We start from the raw sequence: 21,241 nt of genomic DNA on the forward strand, positions 1-21,241 counted from the left end.
TCGGCTGTCTTCATCCGTAGCCGGGCAATCGGGCGGGTGGGCGGGTGAAGCCACGCCCCGCAGGGGCGTGCCCGCCCACCGGCGGTCAGCCGGACACCCACGGCAGGGCAAGCAACCACACGCCCGCCCGCCGGGACGGACCCCCGCCCGGCGGGATGACGGCCAGCCCGTCCGCCGCCGCCAGCCCCCGCAGCATCGCCGGGCCATGGAACCGCAGCGGCCGTACCGCGCCCCGCTCCCGGACCACCGGCACCAGCCGGGTGTCGGTGGGATGCGCCGGAACCGGCCCGGACAGGGCCACCCGCTCCGGCGCCCGTACCGCCCGTCCGGCGAGCCCCTGCAACACCGGCACCGCCAGCGTCAGCAGCCCCGCCACCGCGGCCAGCGGATTGCCCGGCAGCCCCACCAGCAGCCGCCCCGGCGCGAGCCGGGCCAGCAGCATGGGGTGCCCGGGGCGTACCGCCACCCCGTCCACCAGCGGCTCGGCTTCCAGCCGGGCCAGGGTGGGGTGCAGATGGTCGCGCGGGCCGGACGCGGTGCCGCCGGTGGTGATCACCAGGTCCGCGGAGGAGGCGGACAGCGCCTGGTACAGGGCCTCGGCGTCGTCCGCCAGCCGCCGGGGGGCGGTCACCTCGGCGCCCAGGGCCGTCAGCCAGGGGCCCAGCAGCGGGCCCAGCGCGTCCCGGATCCGGCCCTCCTGCGGCAGGCCCGCCGACAGCAGTTCGTCACCCAGGACCAGGACCTCCACCCGGGGCCGTACGGTCACCGGCAGTTCGTCGTACCCGGCGGCGGCGGCCAGGCCGAGCACCGCCGGGGTGACCGGGGTGCCCGCGGGCAGCAGTTCGTCGCCCTGGCGGCACTCCTGGCCGCGCGGCCGGATGTCCTGGCCCTGGGTGGCCCGGCGGTTGGCGTGCAACTCGCCCTGGGAGACGGTGCCGTGCTCGGTGCGCAGCACGGCGGTGGCACCGGCCGGGACCCGGGCGCCGGTGGCGATCGGCACCGCGTGCCCGTCGCGCAGCGGCCCGGCCTCCGGCGGGATGTCCTGCCCGGCCAGCACCCCGGCCGCGTCCTCGGGCCCCTCGGGCAGCCGCCAGGGGCCGGGCCCGGCCACCGCCCAGCCGTCCATGGCGGCGGTGTCGAAGGACGGCAGATCGGTGAGCGCGGTCAGCGGGCCGGCCAGGGTACGGCCCAGGGCCCGGTCGAGAGCGCAGGGCTCGCTGCCCAGGGCGTCCGCGGCGTGCGCGGCGATCCGCCGGGCGGTGCGCCAGTCGCGGCGCGGGCCCGGATCGTGGCCCGGGCCGGGGCCCGGGTCGTGGTCAACTCCCGTCTCGGGCACGGTGATCGGCCTCCCCTCGCGCGAACCGCCGGGGGCGGCATGGTCGTAGTAGCGCACGCCCGCGAAGGGCACGTCCAGCTGCGGGACTTCACGTGGCGCCTGGCGCGGCGCGGCGCGCGGCGCTTCACGCGGCCGGGCGGGCGCGGGGACCGGCCCCGGTCCGGCGGACGGGTCCTCGGCGAAGGGATCCTCGGCGAAGGGTACGAAGTTCGCCCTGGGGGCGCTGCCGGTCGTTCTGGGCGGGCGGAGCGGGAAGCGGTCCTCGGCGAGGATGGCCAGCGCCTCGTCGGTGGCCCGGTCCAGGGCGTCGCCCTCGCGGTCGGTCATGACCCGCCCTCGTCCGCCTGCTCGGCCTCCGCCGCCCAGCGGGCGGTCAGCTCCGTCGCCCGGCGGGCCGCCTCGGCCACCGCCTCCGGGCCGCCGCCGCGCTGAGCGGCCGCGTAGCCGATCAGAAAGGTGGTCAGCGGCGCGGCGGGGCGGGTCACGCGGTGCGCGGCGTCCCGGGCGAGATCCAGCAGAACGGCCAGGTCAACGTCGAGTTCGATGCCGAGTTCGGCCTTGACCGCGGCAATCCATTCATCCAGCACGCTCCCATCGTCCCTGATCCGGGCGCGGGCCGTACCGACGTCCTGCCAGGTGTCGCAGTCCAGTGAAGCGCCGGGGCGGTGCAGCCGCCGCAGTGTCAGCTCGGCGAGCGGCAGGCGCAGCGGCAGCCCGGCCAGGGTGCCGTGCTCGGCGGCGAGCAGGCCGAGTTCGCGGTACAGGGGCTCGGTGCGGTAGGCGGCGGCCAGCGGCTGGTCGCGTCCCCCGGCGTCGGTCAGCACGGCGCCGTCCGCCTCGGTGGCGGCGCCCAGCAGGGCCCGTACCGTGCCCGGGTCCAGGAACGGCAGGTCGGCGGAGAGGACCAGCACCGTCTCCCGGGTGCAGTGCCGCAGCCCGGCGGCCAGCGCGGGCAGCGGCCCGCCGCCGGGCGGGTGCTCCCGGGCCCAGGTCACCGGGCGTACGGTCGGGCGGCGGGGGCCGACGACGACGGTGGTCCCGGCGTCCGGGCAGGCGGCCAGGACGCGGTCCAGCAGCGTCCGGCCGCCGACGGTCACGGCGGGCTTGTCGGCCCCGCCGAGGCGTTGGGCGCGGCCGCCGGCCAGGATGACGGCGTCGTGGGGCGTGCTCATGGAGGGAGTATCTCCGAGTCCGCCCCACGCGTGGGCCGGGGTCCTACAGGGCCCGCAGCAGTACCGCCGGCCGTTCCACACAGTCCGCGACGAACCGCAGGAAACCGCCCGCCGTGCCCCCGTCGCACACCCGGTGGTCAAAGGTCAGGGACAGCTGGACGACCTGCCGTACCGCCAACTCCCCTTGGTGTACCCAGGGTTTGGGGACGATCCGGCCCACGCCCAGCATGGCCGCCTCCGGGTGGTTGATGATCGGTGTGGAGCCGTCAACGCCGAACACGCCATAGTTGTTGAGGGTGAAGGTACCGCCGGTCAGTTCGGCGGGGGTGAGCCTGCCGGTCCGGGCGGCCTCGGTGAGACGGGCGATCTCGGCGGAGAGGGCGGCGGTGTTCCGGGTGTGCGCGTCCCGCACCACCGGCACCACCAGTCCCCGCTCGGTCTGCGCGGCGAAGCCCAGATGGACGCCGGGCAGCCGGACGATCTCCCGGGCCTCAAGGTCCACCGTGGCGTTGAGCTCGGGGAACTCGGCGAGTGCGGCCGTACATATCCGGGCCAGCAGCGCCAGGAGCGAGACCTTCTCCCGCCCGGAGTCGTTCATCGCCCGCCGGGCGGCCAGCAGTTCGGTGGCGTCGGCGTCCACCCAGCAGGTGGCGTCCGGGATCTCCCGGCGGCTCCGGCTGAGCTTGTCCGCCACCGCCCCGCGCAGCCCGCGCAACGGCACCCGCTCCCCTTCGGCCACCGGCTTCACCGGCCGCGCCGCGGCCTCCACATCGGCCCGCAGAATCAGCCCCTCCGGCCCGCTGCCACGCACGCCGGCGAGATCAATCCCCCGCTCCCGCGCCAGCCGCCGCACCAGCGGCGAGATCACGGCCGGGGCGGCTCCCGCTGAGATGGTGGGCCCCCGCTGGTCGGCCCCGGGGGCGGGGGCGCCATGCGCGGTAGCCGCGTGGTCGGGGGCCGGGTGACCTGCAGCCGTGTGGCCGGTGGTCGCCGGTCCGGTGGCTGCCCGGCCGGTGACGCCCTGGCCGGTCGCATCGTGGTCGGCGACTGCCCGGCCGTTGGCACCGGGGCCGTCGGCTGCCGGACCGGTGGCGGCCGGGCCAACAGCACTGCCTGCGCCCGGCGTTGGGCCGTTGTGCGCCGGACGGCCAGGCATGGGCCCACCGGCCGCCGGACGGCCGGTCGTTGGCCCGTCAGCCGCCGGGCGCCCACCCGCCGGCCCGCCGGTCACGGTCGGACCTCCCCCGGACGGGGCGAAGTGCGATGGCCGTACCCGGGGGCGGCGCGGGGCCGGGGACTGGGTTCCGTAGCCGACCAGGACATTGCCGGAGCCGCCGGATGACGGGGCGGGATCGCCGGACGACGGGGCGGGCTGCCCGGGCGAGGGCGCGCCCTCGCCCACCGCCACCGTCAACAGCGCGGCGCCCACCGGGAGTTCCGCGCCCTCCTCGCCGTAGCGGGCGGTGACCACGCCCCCGTAGGGGCAGGGGACCTCCACCATCGCCTTGGCGGTCTCCACCTCCACCACCGGCTGGTCGATGGCCACCACATCGCCGACCGCCACCAGCCAGCGCACCACCGTGGCCTCGGTCAGCCCCTCGCCCAGGTCGGGCAGGGTGAACTCCTTCACCACGGCCATCCGCGCCCACTCCCCTCGGACCCCTCGGTCCATTCCGATTCCCACTGCAGGCGGGCCACCGCGTCCAACACCCGGTCCACGCCGGGCAGATGGTGCTTCTCCAGCATCGGCGGCGGATAGGGGATGTCGAACCCGGTCACCCGCAGCACCGGCGCCTGGAGGTAGTGGAAGCAGCGTTCGCCGATACGGGCGGCCAGTTCGCCGCCGGGGCCGCCGAAGCCGGATGCCTCGTGGACGATCACCGCCCGGCCGGTGCGCCGTACCGAGGCACAGACCGTCTCCTCGTCCAGCGGCATCAGCGAGCGCAGGTCGATGACCTCCAGGTCCCAGCCCTCGGCGGTGGCCGCCTCGGCCGCCTCCAGGCAGACCGGCAGCGACGGCCCGTAGGTGATCAGCGTGGCCGAGCTGCCGGGCCGCCGGACGACCGCGGTGCCGATGCCCGGCACCGGTTCCGGCTGCTCCGGCGAGAAGGCCGCCTTGGACCAGTAGAGCCGCTTGGGCTCCAGGAAGATCACCGGGTCGTCGGAGGCTATCGCCGCGCGCAGCAGGCCATAGGCGTCGGCCACCGTGCCGGGCGTCACCACCTGGAGGCCGGGCGTGGCCAGATACAGCGCCTCGGAGGAGTCGCTGTGGTGCTCCACCCCGCCGATCCCGCCCCCATAGGGCACCCGCACCGTGACCGGCATCGGCAGCGCCCCCCGGGTGCGGTTGCGCATCTTGGCCACATGGCTGACCAGCTGCTCCAGCGCCGGGTAGGCGAAGGCGTCGAACTGCATCTCCACCACCGGCCGCAGTCCGTACATCGCCATGCCCACGGCGCTGCCCAGGATGCCCGCCTCGGCCAGCGGGGTATCGGTGCAGCGGTCCTCGCCGAACTCCTTGGCCAGGCCGTCGGTGATCCGGAACACCCCGCCCAGGGCGCCCACGTCCTCGCCGAGGACATGGACGGCCGGGTCCTCGGCCATGGCGTCCCGCAGGGCGCGGTTGAGGGCCTGCGCCATGGTGGCGCTCTGCTGCCCAACGGCGGCGGTCATCGTGCCCCCTCCTCGGCGGCGGTCCCGGCACCGGCTCCGGCCACGCCATGCTCGGCGGCGGTCCCGGCACCGGCCCCGGCCGCAGCCTCCTCCGCCGCCGCCAGTTCCGCCCGCAACTGCGCTGCCTGCGCCCGCAGTTGACTGGTCTGCTCGGCGTAGACATGGGTGAACAGATCCATCGGGTCCAGCAGCGGTTCGCGGTTCATCCGCTCGCGCAGATCCGCCGCCAGCTCCTCCGCCGCCTGCCGCTCCGCGGCGATGCCGTCCTCGTCCAGCAGCCCGCGCCGGGTCAGCTCCCGCTCGACCAGGGCCACCGGATCGTGCGCCCGCCAGGCGGCCACCTCGGCGTCGCTGCGGTAGCGCTTGTCGTCATCGGCGTTGGTGTGTGCCTCCACCCGGTAGGTGATGGCCTCCACCAGGGTGGGGCCGCCGCCGGTACGGGCCCGGCGCACCGCCTCGGTCAGCACCCGGTGCACCGCGGGCGCGTCATTGCCGTCCACCAGCCGGCCGGGCATCCCATAGCCCACCGCCTTGTGCGCGAAGGAGGGCGCGGCGGTCTGCTTGGAGAGCGGGACGGAGATGGCGAAGCCGTTGTTCTGGAGCAGGAAGACCACCGGCGCCCGCCAGACCGCGGCGAAGTTCAGCGCCTCATGGAAGTCGCCCTCGCTGCTGCCGCCGTCGCCCACCATGGCCAGCGCCACCACCTCGTCCCCCTTGAGCCGGGCGGCGTGCGCCAGGCCCACGGCGTGCGGGAGCTGGGTGGCCAGCGGGGTGCACAGCGGGGCGACGCGGGTCTCCCGGGGGTCGTAGCCGGTGTGCCAGTCACCGCGCAGCAGGGTCAGCGCCTGCACCGGGTCCAGGCCCCGGGCCACGGCGGCCAGGGTGTCGCGATAGCTGGGAAACAGCCAGTCCCGATCCTCGAGCGCCAGCGCGGCCGCCACCTGGCAGGCCTCCTGCCCGGCGGAGGAGGGGTAGACCGCCAGCCTGCCCTGCCGGGTCAGCGCGGTGGCCTGGGCGTTGTAGCGCCGCCCGCGCACCAGCTGGCCGTAGAGCCGCCGCAGCAGAGCCGGGTCCAGCTCGTCGGCCGCCTCGGTGCCCAGCAGCCGGTACGGCTCGGCGTCCGGGAGCAGGGGTGCGGGATCGGTGCGGGGCTGCCAGGGCGGAGGCGAGGAGGGCCGGAATGAGCCGGGCTGCTCCAGAACCGTCATGACGAGCACCTCCTTAAGGGGACGCGTCCACAACGAGCTTGACCGGAAAGCGCCGTGCGCTCTCCCTACCGATTGTTCGGTTGATCCTGCATTTTGGCTACAGGCGACCTGGGCCTGTGGACAAACGGTTCAGCCGGCCGTGAGATATGGACAGGGTGTCCATGAAGGGGAGGCAGGGCGGCATGCCGGACGAACAGATGGCCACATCCGCGAGCAGACCGCCCGCGCGGCCGCTGGACGAGATCGACCGCTCGATACTGCGGATGCTGCGCACCGACGGACGTGCCTCGATACGCTCCGTGGCGGAGCGGGTGCATGTATCCCGGGCCAACGCCTACGCCCGCGTCAACCGTCTGATCGACGATGGCGTGATCCGCGGCTTCGGCGCCCGTATCGACCAGGAACGGGCCGGGCAGGGCGCATCCGCCTACATCACGCTGAAGATCGTCCAGAACTCCTGGCGGACGGTCCGGGAGAAGCTCCAGGACCTGCCCGGCGCCGCCCATATCGCCCTGGTGAGCGGCGACTTCGACGTCCTGCTGCTGGTGCATACCAAGGACAACCGGGCACTGCGCGAACTGGTGCTCACCCGCATCCAGGCCATGGAAGAGGTGCTGAGCACCCGTACCCTGCTGGTCTTCGAGGAGCGGGATCTGGACGACGGGCCGGACAAGGCCGAGGTCTGAGCGGTCAGGGCGTCGTACGCAGCCCCGCGAAGGCGGTACGGACCACCGCGTCGGCCACTTCCTCGCTGCTCGCCGAGCCGCCGCGCTCCGGCCGGTACCACTCCACAATGGAGTTGATCATCCCGAACAGCAGCCGGGTGGCCAGCCGGGACTCCACATCCGGGCGGATATCGCCCTCCGCCGCGGCCTCCTTGAGCAGTTCGGCCACCCGGTGGTCGAACTCCCGCCGCCGCTCCATGGCCCAGCGCTCGGTGCCGGTATTGCCGCGTACCCGCAACAGCAGGGTCACATAGGGCAGTTCGGACAGCAGCACCTCCACCTCGCGGCGGGTGACGTACTCCAGCCGCTCGATCGCCCGCCCCTGCCGGGCGCCGGGCTCCTCCAGCACCCCGAACAGGCCGTCCAGCGCCCGGCTTATCGCCAGTCGCAGCAGCTCTTCCTTGCTCTTGACATGGTGGTAGATCGAGGACTTGGAGATCCCGGCCGCCTTGGACAGATGCTCCATGGAGGTGCCGTCATAGCCCCGCCGGTTGAACACCTCCACGGCGACCGCGAGCAGCGATTCTGGGGTGTAGGTGTCACGTCTGGCCATGGTCATGATTGAACCAGGCTCTCTTCGAGGGCCGCGCGGCGGCGCAGGGCCTGGGAGGGGGCGTAGCGGCCGCCGGGGTATTCCCGGTCCATGTTCCGCAGGAACCGGATCAGCCAGCCGGTGTCCAGCCGCCGCCCCCACTCCACCGGTCCCAGCGGGTAGTTCACGCCCGCGCGCATGGCCAGATCGATGTCCTCGGCACCGGCCACACCCCGGGCGGCCGCATCCTCGGCGAAGTCCACCAGCATCGCCACGGTACGGGCGACGATCATGCCGGGCAGGTCCCCGACCAGGCTCACCTTCTTGCCCAGCGCCTGGAACAGGCCGATGGCCGCCCGGACGTCCGCCTCCGGCGCGGTCGCCGAGGGCGCCAGGGCGACGCGGGTGCAGGTGCGGTAGTCCAGCGCCAGGTCGAAGTCGATGCGCGGGCCGAGGCGGGCGGCGTTGGTCGGACCCCGGCCGTCGGCCAGGCGCAGCTCGGTGCCGCCGGGCAGCACGATGCAGCCGTCCGGGGCGGGCCGGTGGGCGTCCGGGGCGGCCCCGGTCCCGTTCCCGACCCCGGTCCCGGTCCCGGCCTCACCGCCGCCGGCTGCTGCCTGGCCGGCCGGCTCCGCCACGCCGCCGACGCCCGCCTCGCCGATCATCTGGGGCAGTACCGCGGCCGGGCCGGTCAGCCGCCCCCGGTAGCCGACCTCCCGGGGCGCCGCGCAGGGCTCCGCGGTGTGCGGCTCCGGCCGTACGGCGTCCGCGCCCGTGCCCTCCCCGTGCTCGTACCAGCCCCGCCCGCTCTTGCGCCCCAGCAGCCCCGCCTCCACCAGCCGCCGCTGGGCCAGGGACGGGGTGAACTTACGGTCCTGGCTGAACGCCTCATACACCGAACGGGTGACGGCCTCATTGACGTCCTGCCCGATCAGATCGGTCAGCTCGAAGGGGCCCATGGCGAAGCCGCCGCACTCCCGCAGCACCGCGTCAATGGTGGCGGGGTCGGCGCCCCGCTCCTCGTACACCCGGAAGGCCTCGGCGTAGAACGGCCGGGCGATCCGGTTGACCACAAAGCCCGGGGTGTCCGCGCAGCGCACCGGAGTCTTGCCCCAGGCGGCCATGGTGGCCCGGGCCCGCTCGGCGGTCTCCTCCCCGGTGGCGAAGCCCCGGACCACCTCCACCAGCGGCAGCAGCGGCGCCGGGTTGAAGAAGTGCAGGCCCAGAAACCGCCCGGGGTGGCGCAGCGCCCCGCCGATGGCGGTCACCGACAGGGAGGAGGTGTTGGTGGCCAGCACACAGTCCTGGCCGACAACCGCCTCCAGCTCCGCGAACAGCTTCTGCTTGACCGGGAGTTGCTCCACAATCGCCTCGATGACCAGGCCGGCACCGGCGAGTTGGGCGAGCGACCGCACCGGGCACAGCCGCCCGGCGGCCGCGTCACGCTCGGCAGAGCGCATACGTCCCTTGGCCACCAGCCGGTCCAGCCGGCCGGTGACGGCCCGCACGGCCCGCTCCGCGCAGCCTTCCGCCGCGTCGTACAGCAGCACCTGGTGCCCGGCGAGCAGGGCGACCTGGGCGATGCCCTGGCCCATGGTCCCGGCGCCGACGACGGCCACCGTACGGTCCGGCTGGATGCCCGGCTGGAGTGCGGTCATAACCGTGATCCTCCCCGATGAGTTGCGGACGGGTCCGCCGGGCCCTCTTGTCCCGACCGATCGTTCGGTTAATGTAGCTGCGAAAGCTCTCCGAAGTCGCCCCACCCACATCCGCTCTCGCATCGGATCCCGTATCCGATCTCGTATCCGATCTCGTATCCGAGCCGTTCGACGAGGAGTTGGTCAGCAGTGACCGCCGAGCTCAGCATCGACACCCTGGCCGCCGACCACACGGCCACGCTCGACAAGGCCCTGGAGACCATCCGCACCCGCGCCTACTGGTCCCCGCACGCCGAGCACCCCAAGGCGTACGCCGACGACGGCCGGGCGGCCTTCGAGGCACTGCGCGAGAAGCGCTTCGAGCTGGACCAGCCCGGCACCGACGGCTGGGCGGGCTCGGAGGTCTCGCCCTACGGCCCTCGCCTGGGCATCGAGTACCCGCACGCCGACCCGGATGTGCTGCTGCCCGCGATGCGCGCCGCGATGCCCGCCTGGCGCGCGGCCGGGCCCCGCCACCGGGCCCTGGTCTGCCTGGAGATCCTCAAGCGGATCAACGCCCGTACCCCGGAGCTGGCGCACGCGGTGATGCACACCAGCGGCCAGGCGTTCATGATGGCCTTCCAGGCGGGCGGCCCGCACGCCCAGGACCGCGGCCTGGAGGCGGTCGCCTACGCGCTCGCCGCCCAGGAGGAGGTGGAGCGCACCGCGGAGTGGTCCAAGCCGCAGGGCAAGCGTGAACCCCTGGAGCTCACCAAGGAGTTCACCGCCGCGCCCCGGGGCATCGCCCTGCTCATCGGCTGCAACACCTTCCCCACCTGGAATGGCTATCCCGGCCTCTTCGCATCCCTGGCCACCGGCAACCCGGTCCTGGTCAAGCCGCACCCGCGCGCCGTGCTGCCGCTGGCGCTGACCGTACGGATCGCCCGTGAGGTGCTGGGCGCGGCCGGGTTCTCGCCGGACCTGGTGGCGCTGGCCGCCGAGCGCGACGGCGAGGGCATCGCCAAGTCGCTGGCGCTGCGCCCGGAGATCCGTCTGATCGACTACACCGGCTCCAGCGCCTTCGGCGACTGGCTGGAGGCCAACGCCCGCCAGGCGCAGGTCTACACGGAGAAGGCCGGCGTCAACACGGTGATCATCCACTCCACCGGCGACTACCGGGGCATGCTCGGCAACCTGGCCTTCTCGCTGTCCCTCTACAGCGGCCAGATGTGCACCACCCCGCAGAACCTGCTGATCCCGCGCGACGGCATCGACACCGACGCGGGCCACAAGTCCTATGACGAGGTGGTCGCCGACCTCGCCACCGCGGTGGACAAGCTGCTCGGCGATGACGCCCGGGCGCATGCGCTGCTGGGCGCCATCGTCAACCCGGGGGTGCGCGAACGCCTGGAGTCCGCTCCCCGCCTCGGCGAAGTCGCCCTGGCCTCCCGCTCGTTGACCAACCCCGACTTCCCCGAGGCCACGGTGCGCACCCCGGCCATCGTCAAGCTGGACGGCGCCAAGCCGGACGCCGAGGCGGCGTACTTCTCCGAGTGCTTCGGCCCGGTCTCCTTCGCGGTGGCCGTGGACTCCGCCGAGGCGGCGGTGGAACTGCTGCGCCGCACGGTGCGGGAGAAGGGTGCGATGACGGTGGGGGCGTACACCACCTCGGCGGAGGTGGAGCGGCTGATCCAGGACGCCTGCCTGGACGAACTCGCACAGCTCTCCCTCAACTTGACCGGCGGGGTGTATGTCAACCAGACCGCCGCCTTCTCCGACTACCACGGCAGCGGCGGCAACCCGGCCGCCAATGCGGCGCTGTGCGACGCGGCGTTCGTCGCCGGCCGCTTCCGGCCGGTGGAGGTGCGGCGGCAGGCGTAGGGGTTGCGTTCGGGTGCGGGTGGCCTGTGGCTGCTCGCACCCACGCGCCCGAGCCGCGTGGTGCGGCCGCCCCTTACGAGGCACCCCCGCACGTCCAGTGGAACAAGGTCATGGCCACACTCGTGGCGAGGTTGTAGCTGGACACCTGCGGCCGCATCGGCAGGGACACCAACTGGTCTGATCTCGCCCGCAGTTCGGGCGAGATACCGTGCCGTTCCGAGCCGAAGGCGAGCAGCGCGCCGGAGGGGATGGTCATCGAGCGGATGTCCTCCCCCTCCGGGTCCAGCGCCAGCAGCGGCCCCTCCGGCAGTTCATCCAGTGCCACCCGCTCCACCGCCGTGGCGTAGTGCAGCCCGGCCCCGGCCCGTACCGCGTTGGGGTGCCAGGGGTCCATATCCCCCGTGGTGAGCACCCCGGCGGCCCCGGTTCCGGCGGCCAGCCGGACCACGGCGCCGACATTGCCCAGGTTGCGGGGGTTGTCCAGGACCACCACGGGGGCGGTACGGGCCGCCAGCGCGGCCAGGTTCGCGGCCCGCTCCCGGCGCGCGGCCAGGGCGGCCACCCCCGTGGGGTGCACCCGGGGCACCAGCTCGCGCAGGGTCCGCGCGTCCACCTCCACCAGCAGCCGCTCCAGCTCCCCCGCCACATCCGGCGCCAGCTTCCCGGCCAGCGCCAGCGCCGCCCCCTTGTCCACGGCAACCGCCGCCCGCACCTCGGCGCCGAAGCGCAGGGCGTGCTTGAGCGCATGGAAGCCGTCCAGGAGGACGGAGTCGGGGGCGTGCTGCTGCCACTGGGGCGGGGCGGTTCCGGTCATGGGCCAAAGCCTACGGACTGGGCTTGGGGGGTGACCTGCGGCGGCGGATGGCCCATACGAGCGCCGATCCGATCACCATGCCGCCGACTCGTCGCCGGACGTCTGTTCACTCACCCACCGCTGGGCCTCCGCGAGGTTCACGGCGGCGCCCACGGGTTCGTACGAAAACCCGTTCCACTCTTCCAGTGCCCGCGGCTCGTCGGGCCGGAGGTGTCCGCCACCGCCGTGGAGCGGGCGGTGCCGGCGCCGGACGTCCAGCGGCGGGCGGCGCCGCTTCTCGTACGCGGCGAGCGGGTCGCCGTCGTCCACGCGCGGGATCGCGCGGGACGGCTGGTTCGGCGGTCCGGGTCGGGAGTGCTTGCCCATGGCCTCGATGGTCTCAGGCGGCGACCGTGGTCGGCCGGGGCGCGGCGGTGCCCTGCTCGGGCTCGCCCTCGGTGAACAGCGCGTGCTGCTGCCACTGGGGCGGGGCGGTTGCGGTCATGGGCCAAAGCCTACGGACCGGGCATGGCGGGTGGACCCGGGCACGGTGCCGGGACCGGCCCGGCGGCCCGTTAGACCGCCCCATGAGCCGGTGCGGCTGCCTCGATGCGGCGGGCCAGTTCGATGTCGTGCTCGGCGACATAGCCGCCCAGGTCGCTTGAACTGATCGACACCCGCACTGTCCGGTAGCCGAGCGTCGCGTCCGAGTGGTGCCCGAGATCGTTCTGAATGGCCGCGATATGGACAATGAACGCGGCGCCCTGGATGTGCCGTACGGCGTAGGACCGCTCGATCTTGCGGCCGTCCGTGGACCAGCCCTTCAGGCCCTGGATCCGTGCCTCGATCTGTTCTCTGGTCAGAGCATCAGCCATGGTTCAAACCCCTGCCGCCGGTGGGCTCCAGCACCTCGCTCAGGTCCTGGCCGGACGACTCAGCTTGCCATGGCGCCATGGCCGCTTCTACGGTGCCGAGCTCCCGCCGGGCCCGTTCCGAGCCCGTCTCCACCACAATGTCAGATCGAAATCTTTACCCGTTTGGCGATCTTGTTGAGTCGCGGATTGCTTCGCTTGTGGAGCGACAGCAGGACGCGAAACAGCTCCTGACTGGTCGGATGCACCTTCGCGAGTTGCGGAGCCACCTCCCACGCCTGCTCAAGAGAGTCCAGTGCCCCATCCCGGTCGCCGAGCGCCAAGCGGGCACGCGCAGTGTCCAGGTGCATCGGACCAACTCGCGTTGCGGGAAGGGTGATTCGTTGTCGTTGCAGGTCCTGGGACACCTGAAGTGCCTTGCTGTGCCTCCGGAGATCGCCGGATGTCGAGATGACATGAACCGCCGTGTTCTGCGGGCCGAAGTGCATCTCATGCTTGATCACATCCTGCGGGAACTCCTCGGCCAATCGCTGGGCCCGTTCAATGTGCTTGTCGGCCTCGGTCTTGTCCCGCAGTCGGCCGGCGAGGGTCAGGCCCCGAAGGTGCAGGCAGCCCAGGCCGAACGCGCGCTCAGGCCCGGTCAACGTGGACTCCGCCTTTGAGATGGCCTGCTCGACCACGGCCAACCCACCTGCGAAATCGCCATTGTTGAGAAACATGCCTGCCTGGTCGCGGGCCGCCACGATTCCCACCAGTGGTGCCGACCGTTCGGCGGCGAGCACCTGCTTGATGGAAGCAAGCTCGCAGAGGTCCAGCCACCGGTGCCGGGCGGCCACCCAATAGACAGTGCTGTAGGTGTCAGCCACCAGCGCCCAGGCTTCTGGCGTCCCCGTCGCGTGGGCGTAGTTCTGGGCCCGGCTCAAGACGTCCGGGAGAAGTGAGAGCACTTCGGCGAGGTCCGTGTTGAAGCGGTGTGCGGTGAGCTTCGAGAGGTCCTGCTTCAACTCCTGGAGCGAACGTGGCGGTTCGCCCGCGAGGTCGAATCGGCGCATTGCCGCTCGAAGGTCTTTGAGGTTGTCCTCGCTTACCACCGGAGCCTTGCCCAGGACCTCATCCAGGGTGATGCCCATCGCGCCGGCGATAGCGGCGGCCATCCCCTGGGTCAGGGCCCGGTCGCCTGTCTCGATCTTGCTCAGCATCGACAGCGACACGCCGGCACGTCGCGCTAGCTGGGCTTGGCTTAGGTTGTGCTCCTTGCGGAGGACAGCGACGTTCTTACCCGGTCCCGGCGTACGTTCCTCGTGGGCCATCAGATCCCCTTCGGTGCAGTGGGTCGTTTCCATGTTCCCAACGTTCCGCTTCCTGGCACACCTCCACTGTGCAACTTCTGTGCAAGTCCACCTTGCTCGCCCGGAGTTGACTGGTTGTAGGCAGACAGTCACATCAAGGGGATGAGTGATGGGAACTGCGGCGGAACAGCGGATGCGGACGCGGACGCGGGAGGAATCGGCGCGGACGATCGCCGAGAACGCTGTGGCGGAGGTCAGGGAAGCCCTCATGGATATGAGGGTGGTCGGCGACGTGGATGTTGCCGGGGTCGTCAATGGGCACGGGCTGGTCAATGTCTCTCTGCTCTCGGCCGACGCATACGCGTTCGCTCGGTGGATTCGCGGCAGGGTTGCCGAGGAGGAGCAGGGGACGGCCCAGCGGTGAGCGAGAGGCCACGCGAAGCCACGCCACCGCCCGGCATGAGGATGTGGATCATTGGCCCGTCTCAGGTCCGGATCGGTGACCTGTTCCGCGTTGACGGCGAATGGCGTCCGGTGACCGATATGAGGGCGGCACAGGAGGCCCGGGTCCGGGTCTTGCACTTCGCCGATCGCGGTCCCGTGGCATTGAAGCCGAACAGCGTCGTAAAGGTCTGCCGACGGGTCGAGGTGGCGGGTACGACCACCGTCCGCCGTCTCGCTCGGGTGGAGTCATCTGCTCGGTGGAGGGGGAGATCATGAGCCGCTGCTTCCGGTACGTCCCATTCACGATCCTCCAGGACCGGACCGCTTGGCCGGAATACCGCGCAGTATGCGTCGCAGGGGAAGACGCCGATTGTGGCGCAGACTCCGGTGAGCTGCCGGGACCCGCTCAAGTCGAAGAGTGGGCGCGAAAGCACACCCAGGACACAGGCCATCTCCGGTACCGCCGCACCTTCAGCGACTATATGCAGCTCGAACCGCCCGAAGATCTCATGCCGGTGATGGTGAGCCAGGGCGAGACGGTTGAGCACGCCAGAGCGATAGAGGCATCCCCAATGCTCAGGCTCGCACGCGCGAGCGCAACCTCATGAGCACCCGCCCGGTCGCCCCGTTGGGTGAGGACGGTCCCGGCCGGGCGGGGCGAGGGCACGACAACGCGGGGAAAGCCCCGCGTTGATCCTGGCCAACGAGGAGAAGGGCACAAGCATGGCAACTCAAGCACTACCTGCGGAGCAGATCACCACTCGGCTTCTGTGGCTGGACCTGACCCGTAAGTGTCAGCTCTCTTGCAAGCACTGCTTCAACGAGTCGGGCCCCGAGGGGACTCACGGCACCATGTCCCGTGCCGACTGGGCCGGGGTCCTGGACCAGGCCGCCGCCTACGGCATCAGCGACATCCAGTTCATCGGCGGCGAGCCGACCATGCACCCGCACTTCACGGAACTGCTCGACCACGCTTTGACCATCGGGTTGAACGTCGAGGTCTACAGCAACCTCGTTCACGTCTCCTCGGAGTGCTGGAAACTCTTCCAGCGCAAGGGGTTCTCGCTCGCCACCTCGTACTACGCGGCTCAGGCCGAGGCGCACGACGCCATGACAGAACGACGTAGCCACCGCCTGACCCGAGCGAACATCGAAAAGGCCGTCCAACTCGCCGTTCCCCTTCGAGTCGGCATCACCACCAACGGGAGCGGACGGCACGCCGACGAAGCCTTGCGGGACCTCGCCGCCCTGGGCGTGGACAAAGCCAGGATCAGGGTGGACCGTATCCGGCCCTTTGGGCGTGGCGCCGATGGCCAGGCACCGGACATGGCTCAACTGTGCGGTCGGTGCGGATCCGGCAAGGCAGCCGTCAGCCCCACCGGTGAGGTCTCTCCATGTCCCATGTCGGCATGGCTGGGTGTCGGCAACGTCAAACGCGCGCCGCTCGCCGATATCCTCAGCGGCGCCGAGATGGCCCGCGCCAATGCCGCCATCCGAATCGAAGCCGGCAAGAAGGACAAGGGGAGCGGAGGCGGAAGCAGCGGCGGCAAAGGCGGCAAGGGCGGTAGCGGAGGCAGTGGGGGCAATGGGGGCGGTAGCGGCCCCTGTGGCCCGACTGAAGACGAGTGCACCCCGGGCTTCCCCGGTAGTTCGTGCTCTCCGAGGAACTGAGAAGGACACATGAGCCACCCCCTCCCCTCCCGAGACTTCTGGGCCCTGGTCCAACCGCACACCGGAAACCTGGCCGGCACCCGGCCCGTCCCGGGTGGCCACAGCTCGGACGTCACAGCCCTGGTCGAGGGTGAGAAGGGGCGGTTCTTCGTCAAGGCGGTCCCCAACCGGCCTGGGGGCCGCCGTGACTCCATCGTCCGGGAACGGCTGATCAACCCGGCCGTCGTCCCCGTCTCTCCCGCTCTGCGCTGGCACGCGGAGGATGACGAGTGGATCGTGCTCGGCTTCGACTTCGTCGAAGGGCGGTCGGCTTCGTTCGAACCTGGCTCCCCCGATCTTCCCGCGGTCGTCGGCCTCCTCAACCGCATTGGCGAACTGGGCCTGCCCGAGGTGGCCAGAGACTGGACGGAAACGCGGTGGGACCGATTCGCCGCCCAAGACGCAGACACCACGCTTTTCCGGGGCGATGCGCTGCTCTACACCGACATCAACCCGGGCAACCTGATGATCGGGGACCGGGGCACCTGGGCGGTTGACTGGTCGTGGCCGACGCGCGGTGCCGCCTTCATCGACCCCGCCTGTCTCGTCGTGCAGCTTGTCGCCGCAGGTCATAGCCCCGAGTCCGCCGAGTCCTGGGCCACCGGCTGCGCTGCGTGGTCAAACGCGGATCCGAGAGCGATCGATGCCTTCGCCGTAGCCAATCTGCGGATGCATCGTCGGTTCGCGGAGCGGAATCCGGATACCTCGTGGCTCTGGGCGATGCTGGCAGCGAATCAGGCATGGGCAGCCCACCGGGGCATCCGCGAAGAGTAGGTACACCGCCGTCCCTGATCGATCCATCCGCCGCATCCAGTCCTCGCGGTGGAACCAATCGACAGTCCGATGTACCCGTCGATCCAGGAGGCGACTTCCGCATGAGCAGCCAGCCTGTGCACCACCACAACGGGCCGTTGATCCCGATGCCGGAGCTGACCTGGCCTGCGCTTCGCCGGGCTGTCGCGACGGTGGCCCCAGGGCGGTTGCCGGAGATCTTCGAGGACATGCAGCAAGCCTTCGTTCAGGCCGCCCAGGAGAGCAGTGTCGGGCCAATCCGGATGTTCCACTTCAAATGGGGCGTCATCGTGGCCATTGAGCGCGATCCGGAGTGTGCTGTTCGCTTCCACGCGGCGGAGAAGACCTTCAACACCACCGCGGATGACGGGGAGCAACAAGCCGCTCTCATGGAGATTGCCGACATCTGGCAGACGGCCGAGCGCGAGGTGAAGGCCCTGGTGCCCGGGTGAGCGGCTGGACCTACCGCCCCGGTCCACCCCCTCCGGTCAGGCCCGCCCGTTCACCCGCCACCGGCGGGCCGCCCCGCTGCGCGGGAACCCGGGCGCGCACCTCGCGGAACCGCCGGGACACCGCATCCCCCGCCCACCGCAGGAACGACGTCGGCAGGAACACCGCGTCCGCGGCCAGCATGGCCAGGGAGAAGAAGGGGAGGCCCAACAGGACGGCGATGCCCAGGTGTTCGGCCATCATCACCACCAACAGGGCATTCTTCAGGCGGCGGTTGGCCAGGGTGAAGGGGAATGCCACCTGCATGGCGACCGTGGCATAGCTGAGGATCAGCACCATCAGGCCGCTGCCGGCCAGCAGATGGGAGAGCCAGGGCCAGGGGGTGAAGTAGTCCAGGTGCAGGGGGTAGTAGAGCGCGGTGCCGTCCTGCCAGAGGGTGCCTTGTATTTTGTACCAGCCGGCGGTGGCGTAGATCAGGCAGACCTCGGCCATGATGACCAGCAGCGCGGCATTGTGGATCAGGTTGGCCAGGGCGTCCAGTACGGAGCGCGGCTCGCCGGGGGCGTACTCGCAGGCCAGCCACCACAGGGCGTGCACCAGCCAGAGGCCCCACAGGGCGGCGGCCCAGCCCAGGCCGGGCAGCGGGCCGTGGTCCGTCCAGTGCAGCCGGGCTTCGGTGCAGGTCTGGACGAGGGCCAGGGCCAGTCCGCAGCAGATCCACAGGACCAGGCCGCCCGCCCCGCTGGTGGCGCGGCGCCGGCGGCGGGCGTCCAGGGACCAGACCCGGCCGCAGCGGGTGAGCACCAGATAGAGCGCCATCAGGTGCAGGACGTTGTCCCCGCCGTCACCGACGAAGACGGTGCGGTTCTGCAGGGACACCACACCGATCATGGACAGTACGGACATGGCCCGGGTGTGCCAGCCCAGCATCAGCAGCAGGGCGGAGGCCATGGCCAGCAGATAGCAGCTCTCGAACCACCAGTCGGAGCGGTTCCACAGCAGGGCGGTGAACGCCCCGTTGTCGGTGATGAGTTGGCGGGCCAGAGACCAGCTCCAGGGGCCGTCCGGACCGTAGAGCCGGTGCCGGTTGGGCCACTCGCGCAGCAGGAAGCACAGCCAGGTGAAGGACAGGCCGATGCGGATCACGGCCGTCTGGTACGGGCCCAGGGCCCGGTCGGTGAGGTGGGTAAGGCGGGTGAGGTCGGTGAGGCGGGTGAGAGGCCGTCCGGCCCGCTGGAGCGTGCTCATCGGTCCCCCGGCAGATCCTCGGCGGTGATGAGCCACCAGGCCAGCTCCCGGTAGGAGGGGGTGGTGTCGGAGTGCTGCCCGCTGAAGGGGGGCGGGCCCACCGGGGTGCTGACCAGGCGCAGTTGCACCTGGTCCACGGTGCGTCCGTCGCGCATGGTGCCTATCCGGGCGATCACCAGGCGGCGCAGATACGCCTCGGAGAGGCGGCCGCGCAGGCCCAGCGGATGTTCCTGCTGGTCATGGGAGTTGGAGTAGAAGTCCCAGGCCCGGCGCAGCTGGTTCTGCTGGGTGTGGCTGGGGAAGGGGTTGTGACGTATCGCGGCACCGTCCTGGGCGGAGAGGTCGATCCAGTCGCCGGTGATCACGCGGCCGTCGGGGCCGCGCAGCTTGGGGCGTACCTGGACGGAGATGTTCTGCTGGAGCGGGTTGGGGGCGAAGAGCTTCCAGTTCTGCTCGTACTCGGGCAGGACGTACTGGCTGATGGCCCGGGCGTGCTGCCGGCTGACCGTGTTGGGCGGGGCCACATGGAAGAACACCATCACCAGGTGGACGGCGGTGGCCAGGGCCACCAGCGCGCCGCCGCCCGCCACCACCAGCCGCCCGGGCCGGGACAGCCCGGCCCAGCCGGTCGGGGCGGGGGGTGCTGTGGGGGCTGATGGGGCGGGGGAGCTCCCCGCCGCCGGTGAAGCGTTCCCGGCTCTCGCCGGGACAGGGCCCTCCCCGGCCGCCGCCGGGATGGAAGGGCTCCCGCCCCCCGCCGGGGCGGAGCGCTCCCCGGCCGCCGCTGAAGGGCTCCCGTGCCCCGCCGGGACAGAACGCTGACCGGCCATCGCCGGGGCGGAGGGGTCCCCCTCAACCGGGACGGACGACCTCCCCTCCGCCGCCGAAGGATTCCCGGCCCCCGCCGGGGCGGGACGCTCACCGGCCGGCGCGGGGACGAGGGGCCTCCCCGCCGCCGTTCCCGTCTCGTCCGCCGGCATCACTTGTCCACAGCCCTGAGCACTGCCATCTCCACTGCCATCGCCATTGCCCTCAAACGCCCCGATTCCTATGGGTGCCGTCCGCTCACCGACGCCTGGTCGGGACTTGCCTGGAGCACGCTACCGACGCCCGCCACGCCTTGACACCTCACAAGCGGGGCCCGCACCATTGAACCGAACGATCGGTCGGTAGGGGGCCGCTCCGGGCGGGCCTCCGCGCAGACAGAGAGGCAGGGCACGGCATGACGACGACGGTGCCGCACACGGCGACCCCCGAGGCGGTCTTCGACGCCGCCGTGGCCGCCGACGAGCGCATCGAGCCCCGCGACTGGATGCCCGACGCCTATCGCGCCACCCTGGTGCGCCAGATCGCCCAGCACGCCCACTCCGAGATCATCGGCATGCAGCCGGAGGCCAACTGGATCACCAGGGCGCCCTCGCTGCGCCGCAAGGCGATCCTGATGGCCAAGGTGCAGGACGAGGCGGGCCACGGCCTCTACCTCTACAGCGCCGCCGAAACCCTGGGCGTGGACCGCGAGGAGTTGCTGGACAAGCTGCACTCCGGCCGCCAGCGCTACTCCTCGATCTTCAACTACCCCACCCTCACCTGGGCCGACGTCGGCGCCATCGGCTGGCTGGTGGACGGCGCCGCGATCACCAACCAGGTGCCGCTGTGCCGGTGCTCGTACGGCCCGTACGCCCGCGCCATGGTGCGCATCTGCAAGGAGGAGTCCTTCCACCAGCGCCAGGGCTATGAGCTGCTGCTGGCCCTCAGCCGGGGCACCGAGGCCCAGCACGCCATGGCCCAGGACGCGGTCAACCGCTGGTGGTGGCCCTCGCTGATGATGTTCGGGCCGCCGGACGAGCAGTCCGCGCACTCCGGCCAGTCCATGGCCTGGAAGATCAAGCGGCACTCCAATGACGAGCTGCGCCAGCGCTTTGTGGACATCTGTGTGCCGCAGGCCGAATCCCTGGGGCTGACCCTGCCCGACCCCGCCCTGCGCTGGAACGAGGAGCGCGGGCACTACGACTTCGGGCCCATCGACTGGGACGAGTTCAACGAGGTGCTGCGCGGCAATGGCCCGTGCAACGCCGAGCGGCTGGCCCAGCGCCGCGCCGCCCATGAGAACGGCGCCTGGGTACGGGACGCCGCCACCGCCTACGCCGCCAAGCACGCCACCGCACACCAGGAGGACCGGGCATGACCAGCAGCACCGACTGGCCGCTGTGGGAGGTGTTCGTCCGCTCCCGCCGCGGGCTGTCCCACACCCACGCCGGGAGCCTGCACGCCCCGGACGCCCGGATGGCGCTGCGCAACGCACGCGACCTCTACACCCGGCGCAATGAGGGCGTCTCGGTCTGGGTGGTGCCCTCCGCGGCGATCACCGCCTCCTCGCCGGACGAGAAGGACCCCTTCTTCGAGCCCGCCGCCGACAAGCCGTACCGGCACCCCACCTTCTATGAGATCCCGGAGGGGGTGAAGCACCTGTGACTCCTGT

General features: G+C 71.7%; 22 protein-coding genes. 9 read left to right on the forward strand and 13 right to left on the reverse strand.

Going from position 1 to position 21,241, the window contains the following annotated elements; all coding sequences use genetic code 11:
- Positions 1 to 85 precede the first annotated feature (85 nt).
- The 5 genes from CV755_RS23110 to CV755_RS23130 are packed head-to-tail and all read right to left on the reverse strand — an operon-like array spanning position 86 to position 6,389.
- Complete coding sequence (locus tag CV755_RS23110; RefSeq protein ID WP_109282212.1) at positions 86 to 1,663, reverse strand: molybdopterin molybdotransferase MoeA; 1,578 nt, start codon at positions 1,661 to 1,663, stop codon at positions 86 to 88.
- Positions 1,660 to 2,508 (reverse strand): NTP transferase domain-containing protein, encoded by an 849-nt coding sequence (locus CV755_RS23115; protein ID WP_109282213.1) that lies wholly within the window; start codon positions 2,506 to 2,508, stop codon positions 1,660 to 1,662. The genes CV755_RS23110 and CV755_RS23115 overlap by 4 nt, the downstream gene beginning before the upstream one ends.
- Positions 2,509 to 2,551: 43 nt before the next feature.
- A complete protein-coding gene (locus tag CV755_RS23120) occupies positions 2,552 to 4,147 on the reverse strand; it encodes a 2-oxo acid dehydrogenase subunit E2 (protein ID WP_109282214.1) in 1,596 nt (531 codons plus the stop codon).
- Positions 4,135 to 5,181, reverse strand: coding sequence for an alpha-ketoacid dehydrogenase subunit beta (locus CV755_RS23125; RefSeq protein WP_109282215.1), 1,047 nt, complete (start codon positions 5,179 to 5,181; stop codon positions 4,135 to 4,137). The genes CV755_RS23120 and CV755_RS23125 overlap by 13 nt, the downstream gene beginning before the upstream one ends.
- Positions 5,178 to 6,389 carry a thiamine pyrophosphate-dependent dehydrogenase E1 component subunit alpha gene (locus tag CV755_RS23130; RefSeq protein WP_109282216.1) on the reverse strand — a complete coding sequence of 404 codons (1,212 nt, stop codon included), beginning with the start codon at positions 6,387 to 6,389 and terminating at the stop codon, positions 5,178 to 5,180. Before CV755_RS23130 ends, CV755_RS23125 begins: the two co-directional genes overlap by 4 nt.
- 182 nt (positions 6,390 to 6,571) lie before the next feature.
- Between CV755_RS23130 and CV755_RS23135 the strand changes: the two genes are divergently transcribed.
- A complete protein-coding gene (locus CV755_RS23135; RefSeq protein WP_109282217.1) occupies positions 6,572 to 7,075 on the forward strand; it encodes an Lrp/AsnC family transcriptional regulator in 504 nt (167 codons plus the stop codon).
- A 4-nt stretch (positions 7,076 to 7,079) separates the two neighbouring features.
- Here CV755_RS23135 and CV755_RS23140 read toward each other — a convergent pair whose 3' ends face one another.
- Together CV755_RS23140 and CV755_RS23145 are read right to left on the reverse strand one after the other, a co-directional pair.
- A complete protein-coding gene (locus CV755_RS23140) occupies positions 7,080 to 7,673 on the reverse strand; it encodes a TetR/AcrR family transcriptional regulator (RefSeq protein WP_109282218.1) in 594 nt (197 codons plus the stop codon).
- Complete coding sequence (locus tag CV755_RS23145; protein WP_109282219.1) at positions 7,670 to 9,304, reverse strand: 3-hydroxyacyl-CoA dehydrogenase; 1,635 nt, start codon at positions 9,302 to 9,304, stop codon at positions 7,670 to 7,672. Before CV755_RS23145 ends, CV755_RS23140 begins: the two co-directional genes overlap by 4 nt.
- A 189-nt stretch (positions 9,305 to 9,493) precedes the next feature.
- On the opposite strand from CV755_RS23145, the gene paaN reads away from it, so the two are divergent.
- The gene (gene paaN, locus CV755_RS23150; protein ID WP_109282220.1) at positions 9,494 to 11,164 is read left to right on the forward strand and encodes a phenylacetic acid degradation protein PaaN; all 1,671 of its coding nucleotides are present in this window, start codon (positions 9,494 to 9,496) and stop codon (positions 11,162 to 11,164) included.
- Positions 11,165 to 11,237: 73 nt separating this feature from the next.
- On the opposite strand, the gene CV755_RS23155 is transcribed toward paaN, so the two are convergent.
- The 4 genes from CV755_RS23155 to CV755_RS23170 form a co-directional block, all read right to left on the reverse strand.
- Positions 11,238 to 11,978, reverse strand: a complete 741-nt coding sequence (locus tag CV755_RS23155) for a TrmH family RNA methyltransferase (RefSeq protein WP_109282221.1) — start codon at positions 11,976 to 11,978, stop codon at positions 11,238 to 11,240.
- A gap of 72 nt (positions 11,979 to 12,050) precedes the next feature.
- Positions 12,051 to 12,344, reverse strand: coding sequence for a DUF6087 family protein (locus CV755_RS23160; RefSeq protein WP_109282222.1), 294 nt, complete (start codon positions 12,342 to 12,344; stop codon positions 12,051 to 12,053).
- Positions 12,345 to 12,532: 188 nt separating this feature from the next.
- A complete protein-coding gene (locus tag CV755_RS23165) occupies positions 12,533 to 12,832 on the reverse strand; it encodes a 4a-hydroxytetrahydrobiopterin dehydratase (RefSeq protein WP_109282223.1) in 300 nt (99 codons plus the stop codon).
- 140 nt (positions 12,833 to 12,972) lie between these two features.
- Positions 12,973 to 14,172 carry a helix-turn-helix domain-containing protein gene (locus tag CV755_RS23170; RefSeq protein WP_241561363.1) on the reverse strand — a complete coding sequence of 400 codons (1,200 nt, stop codon included), beginning with the start codon at positions 14,170 to 14,172 and terminating at the stop codon, positions 12,973 to 12,975.
- Between the two features lie 115 nt (positions 14,173 to 14,287).
- On the opposite strand from CV755_RS23170, the gene CV755_RS23175 reads away from it, so the two are divergent.
- The 5 genes from CV755_RS23175 to CV755_RS23195 all read left to right on the forward strand — a co-directional run bounded on the left by CV755_RS23175 (position 14,288) and on the right by CV755_RS23195 (position 17,516).
- Positions 14,288 to 14,542, forward strand: coding sequence for a hypothetical protein (locus CV755_RS23175; protein ID WP_153068740.1), 255 nt, complete (start codon positions 14,288 to 14,290; stop codon positions 14,540 to 14,542).
- 292 nt (positions 14,543 to 14,834) lie between these two features.
- Positions 14,835 to 15,170 (forward strand): DUF7848 domain-containing protein, encoded by a 336-nt coding sequence (locus CV755_RS37370; protein WP_479681642.1) that lies wholly within the window; start codon positions 14,835 to 14,837, stop codon positions 15,168 to 15,170.
- Between the two features lie 82 nt (positions 15,171 to 15,252).
- Entirely contained in the window at positions 15,253 to 16,233 is a 981-nt protein-coding gene (locus CV755_RS23185) for a radical SAM/SPASM domain-containing protein (RefSeq protein ID WP_241561364.1), read from the forward strand.
- A 9-nt stretch (positions 16,234 to 16,242) separates the two neighbouring features.
- Entirely contained in the window at positions 16,243 to 17,046 is an 804-nt protein-coding gene (locus CV755_RS23190; RefSeq protein ID WP_109282225.1) for a hypothetical protein, read from the forward strand.
- A gap of 101 nt (positions 17,047 to 17,147) precedes the next feature.
- Positions 17,148 to 17,516: a hypothetical protein gene (locus CV755_RS23195; protein ID WP_109282226.1), complete on the forward strand. Its 369-nt coding sequence runs from the start codon at positions 17,148 to 17,150 to the stop codon at positions 17,514 to 17,516.
- A 10-nt stretch (positions 17,517 to 17,526) separates the two neighbouring features.
- On the opposite strand, the gene CV755_RS23200 is transcribed toward CV755_RS23195, so the two are convergent.
- Positions 17,527 to 18,762 (reverse strand): HTTM domain-containing protein, encoded by a 1,236-nt coding sequence (locus CV755_RS23200; RefSeq protein WP_193553463.1) that lies wholly within the window; start codon positions 18,760 to 18,762, stop codon positions 17,527 to 17,529.
- Complete coding sequence (locus CV755_RS23205; RefSeq protein ID WP_153068741.1) at positions 18,759 to 19,352, reverse strand: DUF5819 family protein; 594 nt, start codon at positions 19,350 to 19,352, stop codon at positions 18,759 to 18,761. The genes CV755_RS23200 and CV755_RS23205 overlap by 4 nt, the downstream gene beginning before the upstream one ends.
- Positions 19,353 to 19,984: 632 nt before the next feature.
- Between CV755_RS23205 and paaA the strand changes: the two genes are divergently transcribed.
- Positions 19,985 to 20,947: a 1,2-phenylacetyl-CoA epoxidase subunit PaaA gene (paaA, locus tag CV755_RS23210; RefSeq protein WP_109282228.1), complete on the forward strand. Its 963-nt coding sequence runs from the start codon at positions 19,985 to 19,987 to the stop codon at positions 20,945 to 20,947.
- Positions 20,944 to 21,234, forward strand: coding sequence for a 1,2-phenylacetyl-CoA epoxidase subunit PaaB (gene paaB / locus CV755_RS23215; protein ID WP_109282229.1), 291 nt, complete (start codon positions 20,944 to 20,946; stop codon positions 21,232 to 21,234). Before paaA ends, paaB begins: the two co-directional genes overlap by 4 nt.
- Positions 21,235 to 21,241: the final 7 nt, after the last annotated feature.

It is taken from the genome of Streptomyces orinoci (assembly GCF_003121295.1).
Classification (GTDB): Bacteria; Actinomycetota; Actinomycetes; order Streptomycetales; family Streptomycetaceae; genus Streptomyces; species Streptomyces orinoci.

Excerpts from the sequence above, each read along its gene's own strand:
- CV755_RS23165 (WP_109282223.1), bottom strand. The coding sequence starts at position 12,832 with ATGGCTGATGCTCTGACCAGAGAACAGATCGAGGCACGGATCCAGGGC.
- CV755_RS23145 (WP_109282219.1), bottom strand. The coding sequence starts at position 9,304 with ATGACCGCACTCCAGCCGGGCATCCAGCCGGACCGTACGGTGGCCGTC.
- CV755_RS23140 (WP_109282218.1), bottom strand. The coding sequence starts at position 7,673 with ATGACCATGGCCAGACGTGACACCTACACCCCAGAATCGCTGCTCGCG.
- CV755_RS23175 (WP_153068740.1), top strand. The coding sequence starts at position 14,288 with ATGGGAACTGCGGCGGAACAGCGGATGCGGACGCGGACGCGGGAGGAA.
- CV755_RS23130 (WP_109282216.1), bottom strand. The coding sequence starts at position 6,389 with ATGACGGTTCTGGAGCAGCCCGGCTCATTCCGGCCCTCCTCGCCTCCG.
- CV755_RS23125 (WP_109282215.1), bottom strand. The coding sequence starts at position 5,181 with ATGACCGCCGCCGTTGGGCAGCAGAGCGCCACCATGGCGCAGGCCCTC.
- CV755_RS23160 (WP_109282222.1), bottom strand. The coding sequence starts at position 12,344 with ATGGGCAAGCACTCCCGACCCGGACCGCCGAACCAGCCGTCCCGCGCG.
- CV755_RS23200 (WP_193553463.1), bottom strand. The coding sequence starts at position 18,762 with ATGAGCACGCTCCAGCGGGCCGGACGGCCTCTCACCCGCCTCACCGAC.
- CV755_RS23155 (WP_109282221.1), bottom strand. The coding sequence starts at position 11,978 with ATGACCGGAACCGCCCCGCCCCAGTGGCAGCAGCACGCCCCCGACTCC.
- CV755_RS23110 (WP_109282212.1), bottom strand. The coding sequence starts at position 1,663 with ATGACCGACCGCGAGGGCGACGCCCTGGACCGGGCCACCGACGAGGCG.
- CV755_RS23170 (WP_241561363.1), bottom strand. The coding sequence starts at position 14,172 with ATGGAAACGACCCACTGCACCGAAGGGGATCTGATGGCCCACGAGGAA.
- CV755_RS23190 (WP_109282225.1), top strand. The coding sequence starts at position 16,243 with ATGAGCCACCCCCTCCCCTCCCGAGACTTCTGGGCCCTGGTCCAACCG.
- paaB (WP_109282229.1), top strand. The coding sequence starts at position 20,944 with ATGACCAGCAGCACCGACTGGCCGCTGTGGGAGGTGTTCGTCCGCTCC.
- CV755_RS23135 (WP_109282217.1), top strand. The coding sequence starts at position 6,572 with ATGCCGGACGAACAGATGGCCACATCCGCGAGCAGACCGCCCGCGCGG.
- CV755_RS37370 (WP_479681642.1), top strand. The coding sequence starts at position 14,835 with ATGAGCCGCTGCTTCCGGTACGTCCCATTCACGATCCTCCAGGACCGG.
- CV755_RS23120 (WP_109282214.1), bottom strand. The coding sequence starts at position 4,147 with ATGGCCGTGGTGAAGGAGTTCACCCTGCCCGACCTGGGCGAGGGGCTG.
- CV755_RS23195 (WP_109282226.1), top strand. The coding sequence starts at position 17,148 with ATGAGCAGCCAGCCTGTGCACCACCACAACGGGCCGTTGATCCCGATG.
- CV755_RS23115 (WP_109282213.1), bottom strand. The coding sequence starts at position 2,508 with ATGAGCACGCCCCACGACGCCGTCATCCTGGCCGGCGGCCGCGCCCAA.
- paaA (WP_109282228.1), top strand. The coding sequence starts at position 19,985 with ATGACGACGACGGTGCCGCACACGGCGACCCCCGAGGCGGTCTTCGAC.